This is a genomic window from Acetivibrio straminisolvens JCM 21531, from assembly GCF_000521465.1.
GTDB classification, from domain to species: Bacteria; Bacillota; Clostridia; order Acetivibrionales; family Acetivibrionaceae; genus Hungateiclostridium; species Hungateiclostridium straminisolvens.
On sequence record NZ_BAVR01000004.1, the window covers coordinates 34,322 to 55,360 of the forward strand.

At 39.8% G+C, this 21,039-nt stretch carries 14 protein-coding genes, 5 pseudogenes, 1 riboswitch and 2 other annotated features; of the genes and pseudogenes, 5 read left to right on the forward strand and 14 right to left on the reverse strand.

Annotated features, from left to right (window positions below):
- Nucleotides 1–11 precede the first annotated feature (11 nt).
- Entirely contained in the window at nt 12–941 is a 930-nt protein-coding gene (locus tag JCM21531_RS01655; RefSeq protein ID WP_038286919.1) for an alpha/beta hydrolase, read from the forward strand.
- Between the two features lie 115 nt (nt 942–1,056).
- Here JCM21531_RS01655 and JCM21531_RS01660 read toward each other — a convergent pair whose 3' ends face one another.
- Nucleotides 1,057–2,589, reverse strand: coding sequence for a 2-isopropylmalate synthase (locus JCM21531_RS01660; RefSeq protein WP_038286921.1), 1,533 nt, complete (start codon nt 2,587–2,589; stop codon nt 1,057–1,059).
- An 87-nt stretch (nt 2,590–2,676) separates the two neighbouring features.
- Nucleotides 2,677–2,914, reverse strand: a binding site (T-box leader).
- Between the two features lie 83 nt (nt 2,915–2,997).
- Nucleotides 2,998–3,234, reverse strand: a binding site (T-box leader).
- Nucleotides 3,235–3,455: 221 nt separating this feature from the next.
- Between JCM21531_RS01660 and JCM21531_RS01665 the strand changes: the two genes are divergently transcribed.
- On the forward strand, nt 3,456–4,163 hold the full coding sequence (locus JCM21531_RS01665) for a thioesterase II family protein (RefSeq protein ID WP_038286923.1): 708 nt from the start codon (nt 3,456–3,458) through the stop codon (nt 4,161–4,163).
- 12 nt (nt 4,164–4,175) lie between these two features.
- On the opposite strand, the gene JCM21531_RS20020 is transcribed toward JCM21531_RS01665, so the two are convergent.
- From JCM21531_RS20020 to JCM21531_RS20035, 9 genes and pseudogenes are all read right to left on the reverse strand, one after another.
- The gene (locus JCM21531_RS20020) at nt 4,176–5,150 is read right to left on the reverse strand and encodes a sensor histidine kinase (protein WP_243467053.1); all 975 of its coding nucleotides are present in this window, start codon (nt 5,148–5,150) and stop codon (nt 4,176–4,178) included.
- Between the two features lie 44 nt (nt 5,151–5,194).
- Complete coding sequence (locus JCM21531_RS20025; RefSeq protein WP_243467054.1) at nt 5,195–5,944, reverse strand: HAMP domain-containing protein; 750 nt, start codon at nt 5,942–5,944, stop codon at nt 5,195–5,197.
- A gap of 9 nt (nt 5,945–5,953) precedes the next feature.
- A complete protein-coding gene (locus JCM21531_RS01675; RefSeq protein WP_038286925.1) occupies nt 5,954–6,658 on the reverse strand; it encodes a response regulator transcription factor in 705 nt (234 codons plus the stop codon).
- A gap of 174 nt (nt 6,659–6,832) precedes the next feature.
- Nucleotides 6,833–6,970, reverse strand: a complete 138-nt coding sequence (locus tag JCM21531_RS19440) for a hypothetical protein (RefSeq protein ID WP_175577007.1) — start codon at nt 6,968–6,970, stop codon at nt 6,833–6,835.
- Nucleotides 6,971–7,089: 119 nt separating this feature from the next.
- Nucleotides 7,090–8,636, reverse strand: a pseudogene (gene cls, locus JCM21531_RS01680) (cardiolipin synthase).
- A 399-nt stretch (nt 8,637–9,035) separates the two neighbouring features.
- Nucleotides 9,036–11,462, reverse strand: coding sequence for a dockerin type I domain-containing protein (locus JCM21531_RS01685; protein WP_243467055.1), 2,427 nt, complete (start codon nt 11,460–11,462; stop codon nt 9,036–9,038).
- A gap of 437 nt (nt 11,463–11,899) precedes the next feature.
- Nucleotides 11,900–12,346 (reverse strand): C-GCAxxG-C-C family protein, encoded by a 447-nt coding sequence (locus JCM21531_RS01690; protein ID WP_038286929.1) that lies wholly within the window; start codon nt 12,344–12,346, stop codon nt 11,900–11,902.
- Nucleotides 12,347–12,457: 111 nt separating this feature from the next.
- Entirely contained in the window at nt 12,458–12,682 is a 225-nt protein-coding gene (locus tag JCM21531_RS24735) for a dockerin type I repeat-containing protein (RefSeq protein ID WP_243467072.1), read from the reverse strand.
- Nucleotides 12,683–12,691: 9 nt separating this feature from the next.
- A pseudogene (locus JCM21531_RS20035) lies at nt 12,692–13,649 on the reverse strand (glycoside hydrolase family 53 protein); the annotation flags it as partial.
- 234 nt (nt 13,650–13,883) lie between these two features.
- Nucleotides 13,884–14,015, forward strand: a riboswitch (cyclic di-AMP (ydaO/yuaA leader).
- Between the two features lie 183 nt (nt 14,016–14,198).
- Between JCM21531_RS20035 and JCM21531_RS01700 the strand changes: the two are divergent.
- The gene (locus tag JCM21531_RS01700) at nt 14,199–14,441 is read left to right on the forward strand and encodes a hypothetical protein (RefSeq protein ID WP_243467056.1); all 243 of its coding nucleotides are present in this window, start codon (nt 14,199–14,201) and stop codon (nt 14,439–14,441) included.
- Between the two features lie 72 nt (nt 14,442–14,513).
- Here JCM21531_RS01700 and JCM21531_RS01705 read toward each other — a convergent pair.
- Nucleotides 14,514–14,986 (reverse strand): annotated as a pseudogene (locus JCM21531_RS01705) (metal-dependent transcriptional regulator).
- 195 nt (nt 14,987–15,181) lie between these two features.
- On the opposite strand from JCM21531_RS01705, the gene JCM21531_RS01710 reads away from it, so the two are divergent.
- Both JCM21531_RS01710 and feoB read left to right on the forward strand, forming a co-directional pair.
- Entirely contained in the window at nt 15,182–15,385 is a 204-nt protein-coding gene (locus JCM21531_RS01710; protein ID WP_038286933.1) for a FeoA family protein, read from the forward strand.
- A gap of 22 nt (nt 15,386–15,407) precedes the next feature.
- Nucleotides 15,408–17,555 (forward strand): annotated as a pseudogene (gene feoB, locus JCM21531_RS20040) (ferrous iron transport protein B).
- 18 nt (nt 17,556–17,573) lie between these two features.
- On the opposite strand, the pseudogene JCM21531_RS24225 reads toward feoB, so the two are convergent.
- The 3 genes and pseudogenes from JCM21531_RS24225 to JCM21531_RS01730 form a co-directional block, all read right to left on the reverse strand.
- Nucleotides 17,574–19,483: pseudogene (locus tag JCM21531_RS24225) on the reverse strand (CotH kinase family protein).
- A 39-nt stretch (nt 19,484–19,522) separates the two neighbouring features.
- Nucleotides 19,523–20,209, reverse strand: a complete 687-nt coding sequence (locus JCM21531_RS01725) for a DUF4956 domain-containing protein (protein WP_038286936.1) — start codon at nt 20,207–20,209, stop codon at nt 19,523–19,525.
- 34 nt (nt 20,210–20,243) lie between these two features.
- The gene (locus tag JCM21531_RS01730) at nt 20,244–20,930 is read right to left on the reverse strand and encodes a polyphosphate polymerase domain-containing protein (protein WP_038286937.1); all 687 of its coding nucleotides are present in this window, start codon (nt 20,928–20,930) and stop codon (nt 20,244–20,246) included.
- Nucleotides 20,931–21,039 lie beyond the last annotated feature (109 nt).

Sequence of the window (21,039 nt, forward strand, 5' to 3'; positions counted from 1 at the left end):
GAGGTATCCTTATGATTGCTCAAACCTTTACCTTTAAGGCCAGAGACAATATTGACATTTTCGTTTACAAATGGGTTCCAAAAAGCACTATTAGAGGGATTGTTCAAATTGCCCACGGTATCGGAGAGCATGCAGGCAGATACGAAAACTTTGCAAAGGACCTCTTAAAATCCGGTTACGCGGTTTATGCCAACGACCACAGGGGCCATGGAAAAACTGCCAAAGCTTTAAATCAACCTGCTTCCTTTGGGGACAACTGCTGGAATCTGATGGTGGAAGATTCTTGGCATCTGACAGAGATTATCCGCAAAGAAAATCCCCATATCCCGGTGTTTTTCTTCGGACACAGCATGGGTAGCTTTTTATTGAGGCAATATCTCTACGAATATCCCAACCGGATTGACGGTGCTATTCTGGCAGGAACCGGAGTTTATGAAAAGTTCCTTGTTGAAGCAGGGATTCTTATAATTAAAAGGCTCATAAATAAAGGTGTGGACAGAAAGAAAAGTTATTATATAAATAAAATGATTTTTAAAGGTTTCAACAGTAGAATCGACAGTCCGAAAACCAACTTTGACTGGCTGTGCAGGGATGAAAAAACAGTTCGGAATTTTATAAACGACCCTCTTTGCAGCATCCCCCGCTCAAACAATTTCTTTTATGAGTTTTTATGCGGTATCAGGGAAGTGCACAGAAAAGAAAACATAGAAAAAATACCAAAAAACACCCCCATTTTTATCATTTCCGGCGATAAAGACCCTGTAGGCCACTGGGGAAGCGACATCCCGGCACTCGCCAGGCAATATGAAAAAATGGGAATAAAGGATGTTACATACAAACTCTATGAGGATGCAAGGCATGAGCTTGTGAACGAACTCAACCGGAATGAGGTAATACAAGATATAATAACATGGATGAACAACAGAAATCCTTTACTTTAAAATGAAACACCAGCCTTCATTCCATCCGTTTTTGTCAAAGAAAACAGTGGATATGAAGGCTGGTTTTGCGTCTCAAAAAGTTTTAGCGTTTGATTAAGGTTATATTTTTATATTTTTAATTATTTGCTTTCTCTTTTGCGGCAATATACTTATTAATTGCGTCAATGTAGGCAATGGCACTTGAAGTAATTATGTCGGTATGTGTACCTACACCGGTATATAATCTTTCATTCTCCTTAAGGGTTACGGAAACTTCTCCTAATGAATCCATTTCTTCTGTTACAGCCGATACACTGTATTTGTACAATGTAAGATTATTTGACTCTTTAATAACAGAACTTATAGCTTTGAAAACAGCATCTACCGGTCCGTTTCCGTTCTGCTCAGCTTCGAGCATGTTCCCGTTTGAGTCTTTAACCACCACTTTTGCACTGGGTGTTTCAATGTTACCGCTCACAACTCTTATCTTTTCAAGCACATATGTCTCTTCCACAGCTTTTGCAGCAGATTCAATTATAAGAGACTCCAAATCTGCTGTAGTTATATTCTTTTTGATGTCGGTAAGCTTTTTAAAATCACTAAACAGTTTGGTGAGACGCTCCTCATCCAAGTCATATCCGAGCTTTTGAGCTTCAACTTTAAGAGCGTGTCTTCCCGAGTGCTTGCCAAGAAGAATAGTACTGTCATCTCTTCCCACAACCTTCGGATCGATTACCTCATAAGTTGATCTTTCTTTAAGCACACCGTCCTGATGTATTCCCGACTCATGGGTAAATACATTTTTACCAACTATAGGTTTGTTCACCGGTATAGGCAATCCCATGTATTTGCTAACAATTTTACTTGTCTTATACAATTGCGAAAGATCAATTCCCGTTTCAAATCCCAAGTAATTCTTCTTTGCCTCAATATGGGTAACAACTTCTTCCAAAGCAGCATTTCCTGCCCTTTCACCCACACCGTTGATGGTACATTCTATCTGTTGGGCGCCATTCATAGCCGCAACAACAGAGTTGGCCACCGCCATACCCAAGTCATTATGACAATGGACGCTTATTATAGCCTTGTCAATATTTCTTACATTGCTTCTAATACTTTTTATAAGTTCACCAAACTCAATCGGAGTGGAATATCCAACAGTATCCGGAATGTTTATAACTGTGGCACCGTTGTCTATTGCAGCTTCGATAAGTTCATACAAAAACTCCATTCTGGTCCTTGATGCATCCATCGGCGAATACTCTATCTCGTCGGTATACTGCTTTGCATGATATATAGTGTTTTTTACAATTTCAAGGACGTCTTTCTCCGTTTTTCCCAACTGATGCTTTATTTGAATGTCGGAACTGGATATAAAAATGTGGAAGCACTTTTTCTGGGCGTCTTTTATCGCCTTCCAAGTCTCATCAATATCCCTTATAATTGCCCTTGAAAAGCCGCATATATAAGGCCCTTCAACTTCTCTGGCAATTCTCTGCACAGCTTCAAAGTCACCCGGAGATGTCAACGGGAAACCCGGCTCAATAACATCTACTCCAAGGCGTGCCAATTGTTTTGCAATATCTACTTTTTCCTGTATATTAAGATTTACTCCCGGTGTTTGCTCTCCATCTCTTAAAGTTGTGTCAAAAATTCTGATTCTTCTCATTTTGATGCCCTCCTTAAAACAAACAATTATTTTTAATTATCTTCAACGTTTTTCTTTAGCAAAAAACCCTCCGCTCCTGCAAAGATGTGCAGGGGCGAAGGGTCAACTTCACGGTACCACCCTGGTTCGATATGACATAAAAATCATATCCTCATTTTTAGGTACTTATTTGTACCAAACTGTAACGTAGTTAACGTCAATCCCTACTGTTTTTTCAGGATTGAAACTCCGGGATGAGCTATATATGTACTCTAATGTGCCGGCTCCCACCTACCCCGACTCTCTGGGACAATCAAGTACATTTTTTTCCCTTCATCGTCTTTCGGTTATTAATATAATTAAAAATTACGTTCCGGAACTATTTATTTACTTGTATAAATTAAATAAACCCTTCACTCCTGCAAAATACGCAGGGGCGAAGGGTATTCTCCACGGTACCACCCTGATTCGGTATGACATAAAAGTCACACCCTCATTTTTAGGTACTTATTTGTACCAAACTGTAACGTAGTTAACGTCAATCCCTACTGCTTTTTCAGGATTGAAACTCCGGGATGAGCTATATATGTACTCTAATGTGCCGGCTCCCACCTACCCGACTCTCTGGGACAATCAAGTACATTTTTTTCCCTTCATTGTCTTTGGATATCAATATACTTAATATAAATATTAATTTATTTTTCTCCAATTGTCAATAGAAATCTTTCGCAATTTAGAAATTTTTCAGACTGCAATTTCAAATGAATTATTCGCCCGTAGACTTTCCGGCAAATAAATTCACTAAATGATTTTTTTATAGTATAATCAATTTGTGCTGTATTCTTAAGCAGCCAAATAAATCGAATAGATGTCTGGAGGAATAACCCTTGAATAAAATAAAGCTGTTTTGCTTTCCCTATGCCGGCGGTTCTTCTGCCGCATACATAGGCTGGAAGAAATATTTGAGTGATAAAATAGAACTTAGACCGTTGGATCTTGCCGGAAGAGGCAGACGGATTAACGAACCTTTATATAATAGTATAGAAGAAGTCATAGAGGATATTTTCCCACGGATTCAAAACGAACTTTGCGACTCTCCCTACTGTATTTTCGGTCATAGCATGGGCTCCATCCTTGCCTATGAATTGGTGCGAAAAGCAAGAATGCTTAAATTGCGCGAACCGGAGCATGTCTTCTTCTCGGGAAGAATGCCTCCTTTTATAATTTCGAAAACTCAAAACCATTTACTGTCGGACAGCGAATTTATAAAGCTGCTTGAGGAATTTGGAGGAATGAATAATGAGATTTTAAGCAACCAGCAACTGCTGTCTCTTTTCCTGCCTATTATAAGGGCCGATTACCGGATTGTCGAATTATACAAGCATACTGACGACGGATTTAAGCTAAACTGTGACATAACCGTATTAAACGGTAAATGGGACAAGCTTGCCAATCCCGATGTTCTGGGCAGATGGAGAGAATGTACCGACAAATCATGCAATTTCTTTGAATTTGACGGGGGACACTTTTTTATAAATGATTTTAAACCGGAAATATTAAATATAATAAACAACACAATATCTCAAATTATATAACAGTACCCGCGCCTATTCCTGGTGCGGGATTTTTATAATAAACTCGGTGCCTTCGCCAACAATGGAATTCACCTTTATGTCTCCGTTGTAAAGGTTCACAATATGCTTCACTATTGAAAGTCCCAGCCCGGTACCGCCCATACCACGGGACCTTCCCCTGTCCACTCTGTAAAAGCGTTCAAATATTCTCGGTATATGGGCTTGGGGAATTCCTATTCCTGTATCTTTTACAGAAATAACAACCTTTCCTTCCTCCCTGTGCCCGTCAACCAATACTGTGCCGTTTTGACGGTTGTACTTTATTCCGTTATCCACCAGATTCATCACCAGCTGCTTCATCCGGTTTATGTTTGCCTTCATAAATATTTCGTCCTTTACTTCGTTAATCAGGCTGATGCTCTTCTCCTTTGCAATATTCTCCATAACTTTAAACACGTCATCCACCATGATTTTTAGGTCAAAGCTTTCCAGATTGGTGTCCTTCATCTTTGTCTCTATCTCTGACAACAATAGAATATCATTAATCAATTCGTGAAGTCTCTCTGCTTCAATATCGATAATTTCCAGAAATCTTGTTGCTACCACGGGATTATTGATAGAGCCGTTTTTAAGAGTCTCGATAAACCCCCGGATTGATGTTATCGGTGTTTTGAGTTCATGGGTAACGTTGGAAACAAACTCAGTTCGAAGCTGCTCCAATTTCCTTACTTTCGTTATGTCCTGAATAAATACAATGCCTCCGGAATTGTCAAGGTCGCTGTTTTTGGGTCTAATGGGGGAAGTGCTTACCAAAAGCACTCTGTCATCAATAATAACCTCCGATTCCAGTGGTTTGTTTTTCTCGATAGCCTCTCTCAAAAGAAGGTTTATTTGATTATTTCTGATATGATGTTTAATATCGTCACCCACAACTTTTGCATCGGCATCCAAATTAAAAACACCGGAAGCTGCGGGATTTATCAGTATTACTTTGTTATTGTTGTCCACTGCAATGATTCCATTTGTTATACTCTCGACAATAGACTCCAGCTCTATTTTTTTGTATTCAAATCAAATATGGTCTTATCAAGCTTTGAAGCCATCTCATTAAAATGGACGGCAAGTTGGCCCAGCTCATCTTTAGACTTTAGCGCAATTCTTTTGGAATAGTTGCCGTTTGTTATCTCCTTCGATACCGAAATAATATCGTTTAAAGGACGAATTACCAGTCCTGCTATCCGTAAAGATACAATCACTGCTATTATCAAAGCCCCAATAAAAATCAATACGGAATAGAACCAAATTAATCTGTCAATTTTCTTTATCTGAATAAGCGGAACAGAAACCCTGACAATTATATCTAATTCTTCCACAGGAATTGCCATATAGAGTAAATCCAGCTTTAAAGTTCTGCTGCTGCGGATATCCTTCCCAACATTCCCTTTAATGGCCTCCTGAATCTCTTTTCTTAGCAAGTGATTTTCCATTTGATTGAAATTTGCCTCAGAATCACCCAATACTTTTCCCTCAAAACTAATAAAGGTAATCCTTAGCTCCTCACCCTCAAAGGTGGAATTTTGATTGTGCTTTTGGGCATAATCCTTTGCAATAAAGTCATAGTCAATTTCGTGATTTTTGCCTATATTCAACAAATAATACTCAATTGAAAAAGCTATACTTTCCAGCTTGTTTTCCACTTCCCGAGTGTAAAACTTCTTCGAAATCTGGGGAATAAAAATAACTGTGAATGATAAAATTATAAGAATTAAAAACAAATAGTATTTAAAAATCTTCTTTTTCATAACTATTCCCTAAGCCTCTTTATCACTAAACCGATAACCTATACCTCTTACAGTCTCTATGTATACTGGATTGTTGCCGTCATCCTCAATCTTTTGTCTCAGATACCTTATGTGTACGTCCACAGTCCTTGTTTCTCCAATAAAGTCAAATCCCCAAATTTTCTGAAGGAGCATATCCCGGGAAAGAACTTTGCCCCTATTTATAATGAGCAGCTTCAAAAGCTCAAACTCTTTAAAGGTCATATCAATTATTTGACTATCCTTGTAGACCTCCCGTCTTTCAAAATCTATCGATATTCTCCCGACACTAACTCTTTTAATGTCGTTTTCAAAAGAATCCGCCTGTCTTCTGAAGGCAACCTTTACCCTTGCAATAAATTCCCGGACACTAAAGGGCTTTGAAATATAATCATCTGCCCCGAGTTCAAGACCCAAAACCCTGTCCAACTCGTCATTTTTGGCAGTCAGCATAATTATCGGTGTTTTCTTGAGCTCATAGTTTTCCTTAATTCGCCTGCAAATTTCAAATCCGTCCATACCCGGAAGCATTATATCCAAAACAAAGAGATCCGGCTTTTTTCTTTCCGCAACCTCGAACATGGTTTCCCCATCTTCAAAACATTCTACCTCGTATCCGTTCTCTTCAAGATTAAATCTGATTAGCTCCTGAATATGTTTTTCGTCTTCAACTATATAAATTAACTTTTTTGCCATATCATACACTGCACCTTCCTGTAGTTTGTCCTCCCTATTATGCCTTGTTCCATATATTGCTTAACATAAGCATCAATAATAATCTTTAAAGCTGCGCCTATAGTCCTCAAATCTTTCGCCTTTCAATCTTTTTCTCCAGTTCATCAATAACGCCTTAATCCCTAAAGATTTTTTTCACGCTCTATATACCACTTTTTTAAAGTAATAATAGCGTTTTTTCAATTCCACTATATCATACTCCTTGGAGACGTTCAAACCGTCAAAGTAAACATTTCCCGTAATTTTAACATTAGACATCAGATCATTCATCATGTAAAGAGTCTTTTATAAGTGAATTTACCGCATCCCGAAGCTCCTATCAGTGCTGTTACTTGTCTGTCACAAATATTTATGTTTATATTCTTTACAGCCTGACTACTTCCGTAAATCTTCTACATAAGGGGGGCAAAAATACGCAGAAGGGTACCCATCAAGGTTTTGTACCATTTTGTTTTGTTAATCATATCCATTGTTATTTCCGTACACACCTCAAGGGTGCTCAAGAAATCTCCCTTTATGTCAAGCACGCTTTTGCTTTTGTATGTCCAGACACCGCACTCAAAGTGCAGATAAAAACTCCTGTAGTCCATATTTATCGTGCCAACAACTGCATATTCGTCATCGGAAACCAGAGTTTTGGAGTGGATAAATCCCGGTGTGTACTCATAGATTTTTACGCCGCTTTCAACCAAAAAGCGATAATTTGCCCTTGTAACGGCATGGACATACCATTTATCCTCTATATGGGGAGTTATAATCCGCACATCTATTCCGGATTTTGCTGCCGATGCCAATGCTTGCGTCATTTTATAATCGATAACAAGATAGGGGGTAGTGATATAAACATATCTCCTTGCTTTGTTCAGGAGATTTAAATAAACCGTTTCTCCAACGGTCTCATCGTCAAAGGGACTGTCCGAAAAGGGCTGAAAATACCCATCGTAGATTTGGTCTTTGATTGTGAATTTATAGCGAAACTTGTCAAAATCCTCATCAATTCCACTAAGATAATCCCACATGGACAAAAACATTACCGTCATGTTCCATACTGCTTCCCCTCTTATCATTATAGCGGTATCCTTCCAATACCCGTGCTTCTTTACTTCATTGATGTACTCGTCCGCAAGGTTAATGCCCCCGGTAAATGCCGTATGCCCGTCAATTATTGCTATTTTCCGGTGGTCCCGGTTATTTATCCTGGCAGACAATATCGGGGATATGGGATTAAATACACAACACTTGATGCCCATGCTCTCAAGCTTTTTGTTGTAATTTCGCGGCAGAAGCAAGAGACAGCCATATCGTCGTAAATAATACGAACATCTACACCTTTTTTTGCTTTCTCTGCCAGTATATCCAATATACTGTTCCACATAATACCTTCTTCAATAATGAAATACTCCATGAATATAAAATGCTCCGCTTTTTTAAGCTCTTCCTTAAGCTTTTCAAATTTTTTCTCTCCGATGGAAAGATACTCTGCGGTAGAATTTTTGTGGGGAGGATAGTAGGCTATATTTTGAATATACCTTGATTGAACAGCCGCACCGTCGTCATGGAGCATAATTTCGCTCAAAACCATTGGGTCCGGTACCAGGGCATTTTTTACTTTGAACCCAATGGACCTCAACTTTTCCTTTTCATACCTACTAAGCTTTTTCCCTCCAAAAAAAAAAATGTAAAACAATCCTCCGAAAATAGGAAACAAAAGTATCGGAATAATCCAGGCAATCTTGTAAGAGGGGTTACTCTTGCCGTTCACAATCCAGAATACTGCAACTACACTCATAATGAGGCTTGCCCAATAAAAGAATACGAAATAGTCATTGAACTTCAATATAACATTTATTAAGACAATCAATTGTATCACTATTGCCAAAGATATTAGAACGACTCTATGATATAAAAATTTTATAATAGATTTTATCCTTGACCACATTCAGGATTCAGCCCCTTGATTTACTAATAATAAATGCAAAAAACATCAATACACTATATTTATCGCCTATTTTTCGTAATGTTTGTAGAAAGAATGAAACTTACCTCTATGGGACTTAGCTTGAAGTTCACCGGTAAAATGCCTAAATTCATAGTATTCTTTTATATTATCATACGCATTTAATGCAATTCTGTTGATTCTTTTAAAAAAACATCAAGTTTCTCTTTCGCATTGCTTTTTAAGGCTTTAGATAATTAAATACAATGTCACAAGTATATTCTTCATTATTATCCACTTCCAAACCCAAATCTTATTCGAAATTGAGAACTTTTTTTAAAAAAACCCTGCAAAGAAATCTTTGCAGGGTAAATACGATATTTTAGATAGTCAATGTCCTCATTATTTATTGGGTAACTCTGTAATAATCCGGAGTATATATCTCCTTAAATATGATAAGTCGGTAGAATCAATCTTTCCGTCGTTGTTTATATCTGCAGCCCAAATATCGTCTTCAACAGGAAAATCGTTTAACTCCTTGAGAATATATCTCCTCATCAAACTAAAGTCTGTTGAATTTACTTTCCCGTCACCATTCAAGTCACCCACCTTGCCTTTAACAGGAGTTGGGGTTGGAGTAGGTATCGGTTGGTCTGAAGCCGGTTCTCCATAAACAATACCTCTTCCGTTAGTGGCAATATATACACGTCCGTAAACTCTCGGGTCTCCTGTTATCGCAGTATCAACAGCGCCGTATCCATGCTCGTCGTCGTTGATGCGTACCCATGTCTTACCGGCATCATCGGAGCGGAAGAATCCTAAAACATCGTCAACCTTACCGGTAATGTAAATTGCCATATAATCCTGTCCCGGTGCTGCTTTTCCGAATCCTACCACATGTGCAGTCTGAACACCGGAGATTTTTTCAAATGTAGCTCCACCATCTGTGGACTTCCACAATCCGCCTTCTCTTGCAGCAAGCCATACATGTCCTTCCTTGCCCGGTACGGCTTTTACTTTATTAACCGATTCGGGAAGATTCGGTGCTTTTGTGTCGGTAAAGGTTAATCCGCCATCTGTGCTTATGAAGAATTTGCCGTTATAGAAAGCATAGAATTTTTTACCGTTCGCACGGTCAGATGCTACTACAGCACCGTTACCGAGATTCAAACAAACCTTCCATGAGTTTCCGTTGTCCGTCGTAACTGCGGGACTTGCATTTTCCGGTGTCCAAATAACCGATTTTGCATCGGCTGAAACGGCAACCGAACCGCCGCCCACACCGTTTGGAGCTTCGCTAGGTGCCTGAAACCAATTCCTTCCGCCGTCATAAGAGAAGGAAATCTTTTTAATTTCGTAGGAATCGCTCTTTGCAACTAAAGCCACAAAATTCGGAACAAGCTCAGCATAATCAATTCCTGTACCTGATGAATAAGAAGAAACGTGGAATTTCTTCGGACCTACCTTCAAATCATCATGAACAAAACCAACAATATCTCCAACCGCACTCACAAGCGGTGCACCTTCCGGTGGGCTTATCAAATCCAAAACTGCACATTCTTCAATTCCTGTCGCTTTTACTTCGATTTTTACTTTTCCGCCTTTGTCCCAATCGGTGAGGTTGTCCGTACCATAGATGGTAGCACCGGTAACATACATCATACGGTCGGAATTAAACGGGTCAATCTCTATATCACCTATCATCCATCCCAGCTTCGGATTAATTTCCGGCAGCTGCTTCTCAGTTCCCCAATCCAGCCACGGTGCCGCAGAGATATCCATTTCATAATGAAGTATACGTTCAGGATAGAATGCCCATTCCCAGATGTTTTTCCATGTAGCTCCTCCGTCAGTACTGCGGAAAATAAATTCATCCGGCCACCATGCGTTCATTGAAGTTACAATAAGATTGTCAGGATTCTGCTTGTCCACCGCAAGTCCGGCAAAACAAAAACGATTGTCTTGGCTTGAATAAGGTAACGGACTAATATCAATCCATTGTCCGGTACGGGTATTGTACTTCCAAACCTGACCTTTTCCGTTGCCGTCATAAGGACCGCAGGTATCGCCATAAGTTATAAACAGCATTCCGTTGGATGCCAAAACTCCGTGATGAGGAAGTAATCCCTTAGGCTGTCCGGGAACAGCTTCCCAAGTAGCACCTCCGTCTGTGCTGCGGTAAATGCTCTCTTCCTTATCGGCTACACCAACATATATATCCTTAGTAGGTTTGCCGGGTGTACTGCTGCTCTTGTCAAAAACAACCCACACTACTCCAATAATATCTTTGGTATAATCAAAATTCGGATCGTAAATATATGTTCCCGCATTGGGGAAATTTGTTACTTTGGACCAGGTCACACCGTAGTCGGTACTCCTCCACAGTCCGTTTCCGCATCGAGTTCCAAGATATAAAATACTGTTGTCATTGGGGTCAATTGCCAGGCGTTCTCCCATGGATCTTCCAGGCATATTTCCTCCCATCTTAAAAGGCAGAATGGTTTTCTCCCACGTTTCTCCCCTATCCGTTGAACGAAGAATTGCCCCCATATTGGGCAGCCAGTCATTGGTATACATACCTGCTGCTATGTAAACACGGTCCGGGTCTACAGGGTCAGTTGCAAGACTTTCAACTCCGTAATAGCTGTACTCATCCATTTGGAAATGGTCCAGCAAAGGAATCCATGTCTCGGTCGAAGGATCCCAGCGGTATGCACCTCCAATATCTGCACGTGCATAAATCAAATCCTTTTCCGTTTCATTGAAAATTATGCCCGGCATGAATCCTCCGCCACCGCCAATTACCACGTTGTCCCACTTGTAAGGCACACTGCTGACGGCTTGGCTGGAAATCGCCGGAGCAAATATTGCCGTGACTGCAAGTGCAGCCGCAAAAACAACAGCTTTAATTTTGCCCGTAATTTTTTAATCATTAAGCATCCTCCCTTTAAAAAACTGATTAAATTTCTTTCTCTCTAAAAACGGCCTGCTTCCCTATTTTCCCTTCCGACAAAACAACCTCCCTCCATTGTCATTTAAACAGGTGCTTATCTATGTTTAAATATAAAATACGTCCTTTCTTTGTTATATAAATTCGAGCTTTTATTTCCCTTTGATGTACTTTACCTTTTATCAATTGTTTTTATAAAAAGAAAAAGAAAGATAGGAAATAACCCTCTCTTTCTTTTTTGGATTTTCATTGGTAAAATATGTAATTAAATATTTTTTAATATTATCAATAAATTAATAAATTGCATTTGCCAAAATTATTTTTCCAGCAACTCACCGATAATTTCAGCCGCACTTCTTACTATCTCTGCGCAGGGCCTTTTTTTATAATACGCCTCCGTCCTCTTCTCAGGCTCAGGTTTATCATGAACTATATCCAGTCCCAAAAGTTCTCTGCATATTATGGAACCGTTCTCTTCCTTAAACCGTTCCACAAGCTTTTGGACCATCTCATAATGCTCTTTTTTCGCTTTCATGTCCTTCGGGTCAACATATCCGTACTTTAATCCCGCTATCATAAACATGCCCGAGGCAGCTCCGCAAACCTCTCTTAACCTTCCTATGCCGCCTCCAAAGGGAGATGTAAGCATTAATGCAGTCTTTATGTCCAGTCCAACCTCTTCACAATATGCTCCAAGAACCGCTTGTGAACAATTATATCCTTCTTTAAACAACTCAACAGCCCTCTCAGATTTGCTGCCCAAAAAAATCCCTCCATTTTTACCCCTATGCTGCAATTTCTCCATACTAATATTATATACCAACGCGAACAACAATGCCAGACCTATGGATATAGACATGTCCGCATATTATTTTCACTTAACCGGAAGCGACGGTATTGAATTAAGTAAATATCTTTTTAATATAGAATAATCGGTTGAATTGATACGACCGTCCAAGTTCAGGTCAGCCGCCTCCGCTCCCCTTTCATGGGGAAAAACACTTATATTGCCAAGTAAATATCTTTTTAGTAAACTAAAATCCGTAGAATTTACACGTCCGTCACCGTTCAAATCTCCGTATATGAGATTACCCGGCATATCTGAAGGCAAAAACGCATCCAGCGCAATTGTGGGTTTACCGGATAAATCAAAGGCCCCTTTATTATAATACTGCCAGTCATAGCATTGGGGCTCCCAGTAGAATACCCCAAGACCTTTATTATCCGGCAGGGATTTCGTCTTTTCAATTATATCCGTTATAAAGTCTTTGCAAGCTTGCGCATCCCGGTAATCCATACCAATCTCGCATATCATTACTTCTTTTCCGTATCTTGATATCATATCTTTCATATTGCTAAGACATTGTTTTGTCAAATCCGGCCAGTCCGAAGCAGTAGGATACAGCGACATGCTATTACATCAAATCTTGCACCATTGGCAGTAATGCCGTCAAATATCCATCTATACAATGCATTGTCATAACCGTTGGAAAGATGAACTATGACCTTAGTTTGAGGACTTACTGCTTTTACAGCATCATGACCGCAGTTAACAAGCCATGCAAAATTCCTCATACTGTTTGTTGCCCTTCCGTCTTCCCACAGCATGCCGTTATTGGTTTCATTTCCGACTTGAACCCACTCGGGAGTTATGCCGTTGGCTTTTAAACCGCTCATAACATCATATGTATAGTCATATACAGCCTTCATCAAGCCGTTAAAATCATACCGGGCCCATGCTGACGGTTTTGTCTGTTTTCCCGGGTCCGCCCACGAATCGCTGTAATGAAAGTCTATCATTATTCTAAATCCCATCTTTTTGGCTCTGACTGCCATCTTTATAGTCTCGTCTTTGTTGCAGTAACCATTGGAGGATTGACCCATACCCTGAGTCTGATTGAGTCTATCCCATGGTCCTTCAAAATCTGAAGGCAATCCTGCTCAATCTCGTTGCCATTATAAAATTTGTAGCCATTTGCCTCCATCTCCGGAAGCCAGCTAACATCAGCTCCCTTTGCAAATTTTTCAGCCGCTTGCGTATAAGTTTTGGGTATTGAAAACAACATAACAGCCAAAACCGAGATAAAAATAATAACAGTTTTTTTAGCCTTTAGTAACATAAAGCACCCCCCTATATTTTTTCATCTTTTGATTGCTTTCGGATTATATATAATTACATAAATATTCAAATTTATTGTATCATATATTGAATGTCATATAAAATTGGATGTTGTATAATGCGTTTACAGCTTTTGCTTCGACGAAATGTATTGACATTTTTCTACATTAATGTTATGTTCACATTATTAGCTCGGAATGCCTTTGGGCAGTGGGGAACCCATCTTTCAGGGGTAAATCTTAAATTATTAATAAGGGATACTTGGAAGTCCTAACCCGTCAACTAACTTCATAGGAGTACACCATGCGTATAACGAAACTCAATTTGAGTCAGTTGATGCGCTTTCTTCATTTGAGTTTAATATATATATAAAGGGAGGTGTTGCAATATTTACGCTCTTTTCATTGTATTAAATGAAGTTGATTATTTAGACGACATTTTAGCCAAGTTCGTTGAAGTAGGAGTAAGTGGTGCTACAATTTTGGACAGTCAGGGAATGGCAAGTGCCCTAGTAAATAGTGAGAATAACAAAATCTCACTATTTGGTGCTCTAAAAACACTACTGGAAGCGGTACGCCCATACAACAAAACTATATTTACTGTTTTGGAAAGTGAGGAATTGATTGAAAAAGCAGTAAATGCTGTTCAAGGTGTTATAGGAAAAGTGTCCGGAACCGGAATAGGCTTTATGTTCACTGTTCCTATCGGAAAAATATATCCGATAAGTTTATCAGAATGAACAAAACGCAGTTAAGCCAGCAAAACATCTTTGGCACCAAGTATGTTTTGCTGGTTTATTGTCAATAAAATATTAGTTCCTTGTACTTCTATAATGCTCGAATTTCCTCATAATTTCAGGATGTTCTTCAAAAAAGCTGTTCAGCTCATCAATACTTCTTAAAGTGTCAACGCTGAGATTATGTTCAATAAGCTCCGTTTCTATCAAAAGGTTGTCACGAATTCCGATACCCTTAAGGAATTTTTCAATTATATTGTGCCTTTGCAAAAGAAACTCCCCTAATGTCTTTCCTTTTTCAGTAAGAGTAATAATACCATACTTCTTATACTCAACAAACCCTTTCTGGGAAAGTTTTTGAACCATTTTGGTTGCCGATGAGGGTCTTACGTTCAACATCTCCGCCAGGGTATTGATGCGCATATACCTTCGTTTCCTATATTCCTAAAAATCATCTCAAGATAATCTTCCATGGCAGATGTCAAAAGCTTTTTCTCCTGCTCTATAAGCTGATATCCCCTGACTGTGTGAAATTCATTGGTTCTCATTTTACCACCGTCCCGTTTAAGCGGATATTTTTTATTAATTAATTTATATTCGTAACACTGATATTTTATATTTCATATATTAGTCTTGAGAAACAAAATTTCTCTTAGCTTATTTTGATAATATAACAAATAAACATAACAGATTCCGGAGGTAGTTATTATGGCTGGAAAGCAAATTACCTTAGCTTCCTTGCCATAGGAAAAAAGGCAAAAGTGAAATTCCTTACCTTAGACGGTTCAATCCGCAGAAGAATGCTGGATCTCGGGCTGGTTTCAGATACAATTGTGGAGGCTTTGCAAAAAAGTCCTTCCGGCGACCCTACCGCCTATCACATTCGAGGTGCAGTAATTGCCCTTCGTTCTGAAGAAGCAAGTAAAATCATGGTCGAAATAAATTAGATTAATTCGGGAGGTTTAAAAAATGGGGCTTACAAGTCAATCTACAGGAATAGGTGTCCTGGAGAATAAACTTACTATAGTTAAAAGCACACCTGTCGACAAAGTCATTGCCCTCGCCGGCAACCCCAACGTTGGCAAAAGTACGGTATTCAACAGCCTTACGGGACTAAACCAACATACGGGAAACTGGCCGGGCAAGACGGTCACCAACGCTCAGGGAAAATACAGGCATAAAGATAAAAATTTCATTATGGTTGACATTCCGGGTACATATTCTCTCATGGCCAACTCGGTAGAAGAAGAAGTGGCAAGGGACTTTGTCTGCTTCGGTCAACCTGACGCCACTGTTGTCGTAACCGATGCCACATGCCTTGAGAGAAATCTGAACCTGGTTCTTCAAACTCTTGAAATCACAAACAAAGTTGTGGTCTGCGTCAACTTAATTGACGAAGCGGAAAGAAAAAAAATCAGAATCGACTACAACAAACTTTCAAAACATCTGGGGGTACCCGTCATTCCAACAAATGCCCGGAGCAGCAAAGGACTTGGTGAGTTAATGGATGCAGTCTACGATATTTCAACTAAAGATATCACTGTCCACCCTATAAAAATCACCTACGATGACATCGTAGAAGAAGCAATTGAAATGGTTCAGCCAAAGATTGAAGATATAGCCGGAGAAAAAATCAGCAGCAGGTGGATAGCACTTAAGCTTTTGGACGGTGATAATACTTTACTGGAATCATTGAATAATTTCCTTGGTTTTAACCTTCTGGATAATATAGAGCTCGCCGGCCTTGTCGACACGGCAAAAAACATCTTTCCAATAACGGTATAGGAGAGGAGAAGCTTAGAGACAAAATTGTTACAAGACTGGTGAAAATTTCAGAAGAAGTCTGCAGCAGCGTAATTACTTTTGAAAACAATCAATACGACCATGTAGACAGAAAAATAGATAAAATATTGACATCAAGGGTCTTCGGAATACCTGTCATGATTGCCATGCTTGGAGTAATTTTCTGGATTACAATTACAGGAGCCAATTACCCTTCACAAATGCTTTCAACTTTATTTTTTATGATTGAGGAACGGCTAAACGACTTTTTTGTCTGGGTGGGTTCACCGCAATGGGTTCACGAGTTATTGGTGTCAGGAGTTTACAGAACTGTTGCATGGGTTGTATCGGTAATGCTTCCTCCAATGGCCATATTCTTCCCGCTGTTTACACTGCTCGAAGATTTGGGATATCTTCCAAGAGTAGCCTTTAACCTTGATAATTTCTTTAAGAAAGCATGTGCCCACGGCAAACAATCCCTAACCATGTGCATGGGATTCGGCTGCAATGCCGCCGGCGTTATCGGATGCAGAATAATCGACTCGCCGCGGGAAAGGCTGATAGCTGTAATAACCAACAATTTTGTACCCTGTAACGGCCGTTCCCAACTTTGATTGCCATAATAACCATGTTCTTTGTGGGAAGTTTCGCAGGTTTTTTCCAATCTGTGCTTTCAACACTTTTTCTAACCGGAGTAATACTTTTGGGCATTGTAATGACATTGCTTATTTCAAAGCTGCTGTCTAAAACAATACTAAAAGGGCTTCCATCTTCCTTTGCCCTGGAGCTTCCGCCGTACCGGAAGCCTCAAATAGGCAGGATAATTATAAGATCAATATTTGACAGAACTCTCTTCGTGCTGGGGCGAGCCGTTTCGGTAGCATCCCTGCCGGGCTTGTGATATGGATTATGGCAAACATATATATGGGAGACCAAAGTCTATTGTCTCTCTGCGCAGGCTTTCTCGATCCCTTTGCCAGATTGATCGGTCTGGACGGCTACATCCTGATGGCTTTTATTCTCGGTTTCCCAGCCAATGAAATTGTGGTTCCGATAATTATTATGAGCTATATGTCATCTAAAAGCATGATGGAGCTAGATAGCTTAAACCAGTTAAAACAGCTTCTTGTAGACAATGGCTGGACTTGGGTCACAGCACTGTGTGTCATGCTGTTCTCCCTAATGCACTGGCCCTGCAGTACTACCTGTCTGACTATTAAAAAAGAAACCCAGAGTTGGAAGTGGACTTTTGTATCATTTTTAGTTCCAACTCTGTCAGGTATCGTAATTTGCTTTATAGTTGCAAATCTGGCAAGACTTTTGGCACTGGTTTAAAGGAGAGTATACACTCTCCTATGTCCTATATTTTCTTCTTTTAAATGTTGCAACAAAAATCAACCCCGGGACAAATGCGGCAACCGACAATATTAAAACCGCGCTTTGATTTTTAGATTGCCGGTTGTCGGAGAACATCACGAACCCACCTCGGAATTGCATATTGCCAGGTGGCTGTATTCCGTCCGACATCGGCATTCCATCGGGTATCTGCATTCCGTCCGGCATTTGCATTCTGCCGGGTATCTGCATTCCATCCGGCATTTGCATCCTGCCTGGTCTCTGCGCTCCATCCGGCATCGGCATTCCATCCGGTATTTGCATATTACGAGGCGGTTGCATACCTCCGCCCATACCGCCCATACCTCCCATATCCGATAAATTCAATGTAGTTTCTATGCTGCCGTATGAGGTTGAAGGCTGGGTTCCGTCAAGCTGAGCCCAAATACTTTTAGCTCTGTCCTTTCCAAAGGTCAAAATCGCCTGTACACCCTTTTGATACTCCTCGAACGTATAAAACGCCGTCGCATCATTCTTCACATAATCGCCGATAAGTGCATTTATTCTGTTTATTGAATTTTCATATACCCCGCTATAAATATACTTTTCCAATATCTCTTTTAAATAGCCGTGATAACGCTCCTTGTATTCCGGCACCTCCAAAAGCTTGCCTATAAGGGGCGCATCTTCAAGACTTCCCGTTACAGGATTATCTATCGGGAAATTTACCGCGCGGGAAGCATCATTCATTCCAAAACCGGCAAAGGACAGGTTGAAATCCCAAGGCAAAAGTGTAAACTTTCCGTTTTCCTCGTAAAGATAATAGTTGTGGTACATACCGCCGCTATAACCGTCCAGATTAACCAAAAAAGTATTCACTGCCCAGAATCTCAGGATTTCGTCCACATCAAGATAATTATCAAGGTTGGTTCCTTCATTAAGGTTCTTAATCATCTCAATCACTTTTTCAAAGTCTTTGTCGGTGGTAGTTTTAAAAACCGCGCCTTCTCTTATGACCGAATAGCTTGATGGAGAATCGTCTGTATACTTCAGATTGGCACCGCCTCTTGCACCCATTCCGCCAAATCCGCCTCTAAACCCTCCATTAAATCTCCCCTGAGCTCCGGCTCCATTCGGCATCCTGTTTCTTTCATCTATATTCGGCATTTGATCCATTCCTGCTTCATTTTGCATCTGTCCTCTTCGTCCTCCGGGGAAAGGCATTGCGTTGCCGTTAAAATCTCCCATCTTCCCGGTCCTCCATTCTGCTGTCCGCCCCAGTCTCCTCCAATATCCATAGCCTCGGGTTTATACAAATTGCCGCTGACGCTTCCAAAATGCCTTTTAATAAAGCTCTCATCCACCACTTCAACAGCAAGATACAATCCCCAATCCTCATTATTTACTTTTATATTGGAATACGCACATGCCGACGAAGGAACTCCCATAAAATCAAACAGCTCATAAGAAAGATATTCCTTCATATAGGTTTTATCCGACATAATATTGTTTAAAACTATTTTCTCCGCCCCATGGTATGACTGTCCGCGGACATATTCACTAAAATCAAGCTTAAAACTGAAACGCCGCGAATTACTTCTTGCAATTTGCGAAAGGCTGGAATTTCCCTTTGGCCGAATACCCACGTTATAAAAGGTCTCGCCGTTAATTGCTATATTACAGCTTCTATACTCTTCCAAAGTAGCATTTTCCAACAGCCACTCAAAATCATTCTCATCTATTTCAATGTTTATTTCGTTTACAATGCTCTTGTTAAATAACCTGTCAATATACTCCGGCCGGGCATCAGCCCGTATTACATCCGGAAAAGCCTTTGGAACAAGAGCCATACCGGTTATAAGGAGAGCTATGCACAATATCGTTAACACTATCTTTAGAATTGTTTTTTTACTTACATTTTCATCCAAACATATCACCTCTCTCATATTAGCTTGCAAAAATCATACTCAGCTCATATAATCCCCGTTATAGCTAACCATCACAGCACTTAAAACTCCATTTTGCCTGCTTATTTCATTTACAAATTCCGTTTCCATACTCTTAAGACGCACTTCAATTGCAACCTCTATTCCCTTACCGCCGGTCACAGTTTTTGACTTCACAACATGTTTTTTCACTTTGTCTTTTACTATATTCATCACATTGCTTTCAGCTTTATCATTCTCACAGTTCACTACCAAAATATAAGGATTGTCGGTATTGCTCTTGTTTACAAACAACACCAGTATTATTCCTATAAAAAGTGAACCGAACACAGCCAAAGGTATGAGTCCTGCCCCCAATACGATACCGACAGCTATGGACCAGAAAAGATATGCAATATCCATAGGATCCTTTATGGCCGAACGGAATCTTACAATTGACAGAGCACCTACCATACCGAGGGACAACACTACATTGGATGTCACTGCAAGTATAACCAGAGTGGTTATCATTGTAAGGGCTATCAATGAAATACTAAAGCTTCGGGAATACATAACTCCTTTATATGTTTTCTTGTACACAAAATATATGAATAGTCCGATGCAAAAAGCCAATCCAAAAGCAATAGCAGCGTCCAGCAGTGAGACACTTGATACCTTTTCCAAAAAGTTTGACTTGAAAATATCATTGAAGTTTATCTGGTTCCTCATGTTTTTCCTCCTCTTTTATTAAAATCTCATTTTATTAATAATACATCCGGCAAAGAGCGTATTTTGATACCGAAAGTTTCTGACGGTCACTGAGCTGTAAAATATCGCAGATTACTTCAGGCAAAAACTCATCGTACTTTACTTCGAGCACCGCCAGCTGCCTAGGAAGGGTTTCCATTGTAGGGAGCTCACGGTTAAACAAATCATTGCTCATAAGCCCCGTCTTAATGGATTTATCAATTGTGACTCTTATGTTTCCCGGCTCATAAACATAGGCTTCCCTGGTATAATCCACAATAGTACGCGGCTTTAGCTGCTGATGCATCATTTTATGATATATCTCAATCAATACCGGATTTTCTGTGTCTTTCATCCACTCAATATTTCCATTTAATATATCCTTGCACCGTTCCTTTGTAATATTTACACTGAATTTGGCTGTAAGGCCGTTTACCTTCATCTTCCTCTCAAGCTTTATAAACGAATCGTCATGATTATACAGACGAATACGGATTTTTTCCCGATTATCCAATCCGTCAATTTTCTCCCTCAGCGCCCTGTCCTCCGGAGTATCAAAATATAAGCTCCGTATATGGTAAGACCCGTCAGGTCCTGCATTTAAATCTGGCTTCATAACACACTTTAGTTTCCTTTGCAATAACAGACAATCACCGGAATTGATATAATGCTTTATTTCATGGCGGAATTTTACTTTTTCCATTGAATCACCCCCCTCAAACCTATAATCAATCCTATTTGCCTACAAAATAATTTTAGCACCTTACATTAATATAAATCTCCGCAAAAATGTGGCAAATATATGGCACAAA

What these genes read in the sequence shown, in the direction of transcription:
- JCM21531_RS01675 (WP_038286925.1), bottom strand. Translation starts at nt 6,658, where the DNA reads ATGGCAAAAAAGTTAATTTATATAGTTGAAGACGAAAAACATATTCAG.
- JCM21531_RS01660 (WP_038286921.1), bottom strand. Translation starts at nt 2,589, where the DNA reads ATGAGAAGAATCAGAATTTTTGACACAACTTTAAGAGATGGAGAGCAA.
- JCM21531_RS24735 (WP_243467072.1), bottom strand. Translation starts at nt 12,682, where the DNA reads ATGCCGGGTAATCTCATATACGGAGATTTGAACGGTGACGGACGTGTA.
- JCM21531_RS20025 (WP_243467054.1), bottom strand. Translation starts at nt 5,944, where the DNA reads ATGAAAAAGAAGATTTTTAAATACTATTTGTTTTTAATTCTTATAATT.
- JCM21531_RS01730 (WP_038286937.1), bottom strand. Translation starts at nt 20,930, where the DNA reads ATGGAAAAAGTAAAATTCCGCCATGAAATAAAGCATTATATCAATTCC.
- JCM21531_RS19440 (WP_175577007.1), bottom strand. Translation starts at nt 6,970, where the DNA reads ATGATGAATGATCTGATGTCTAATGTTAAAATTACGGGAAATGTTTAC.
- JCM21531_RS01725 (WP_038286936.1), bottom strand. Translation starts at nt 20,209, where the DNA reads ATGAGGAACCAGATAAACTTCAATGATATTTTCAAGTCAAACTTTTTG.
- JCM21531_RS01700 (WP_243467056.1), top strand. Translation starts at nt 14,199, where the DNA reads ATGGCAAGTGCCCTAGTAAATAGTGAGAATAACAAAATCTCACTATTT.
- JCM21531_RS01655 (WP_038286919.1), top strand. Translation starts at nt 12, where the DNA reads ATGATTGCTCAAACCTTTACCTTTAAGGCCAGAGACAATATTGACATT.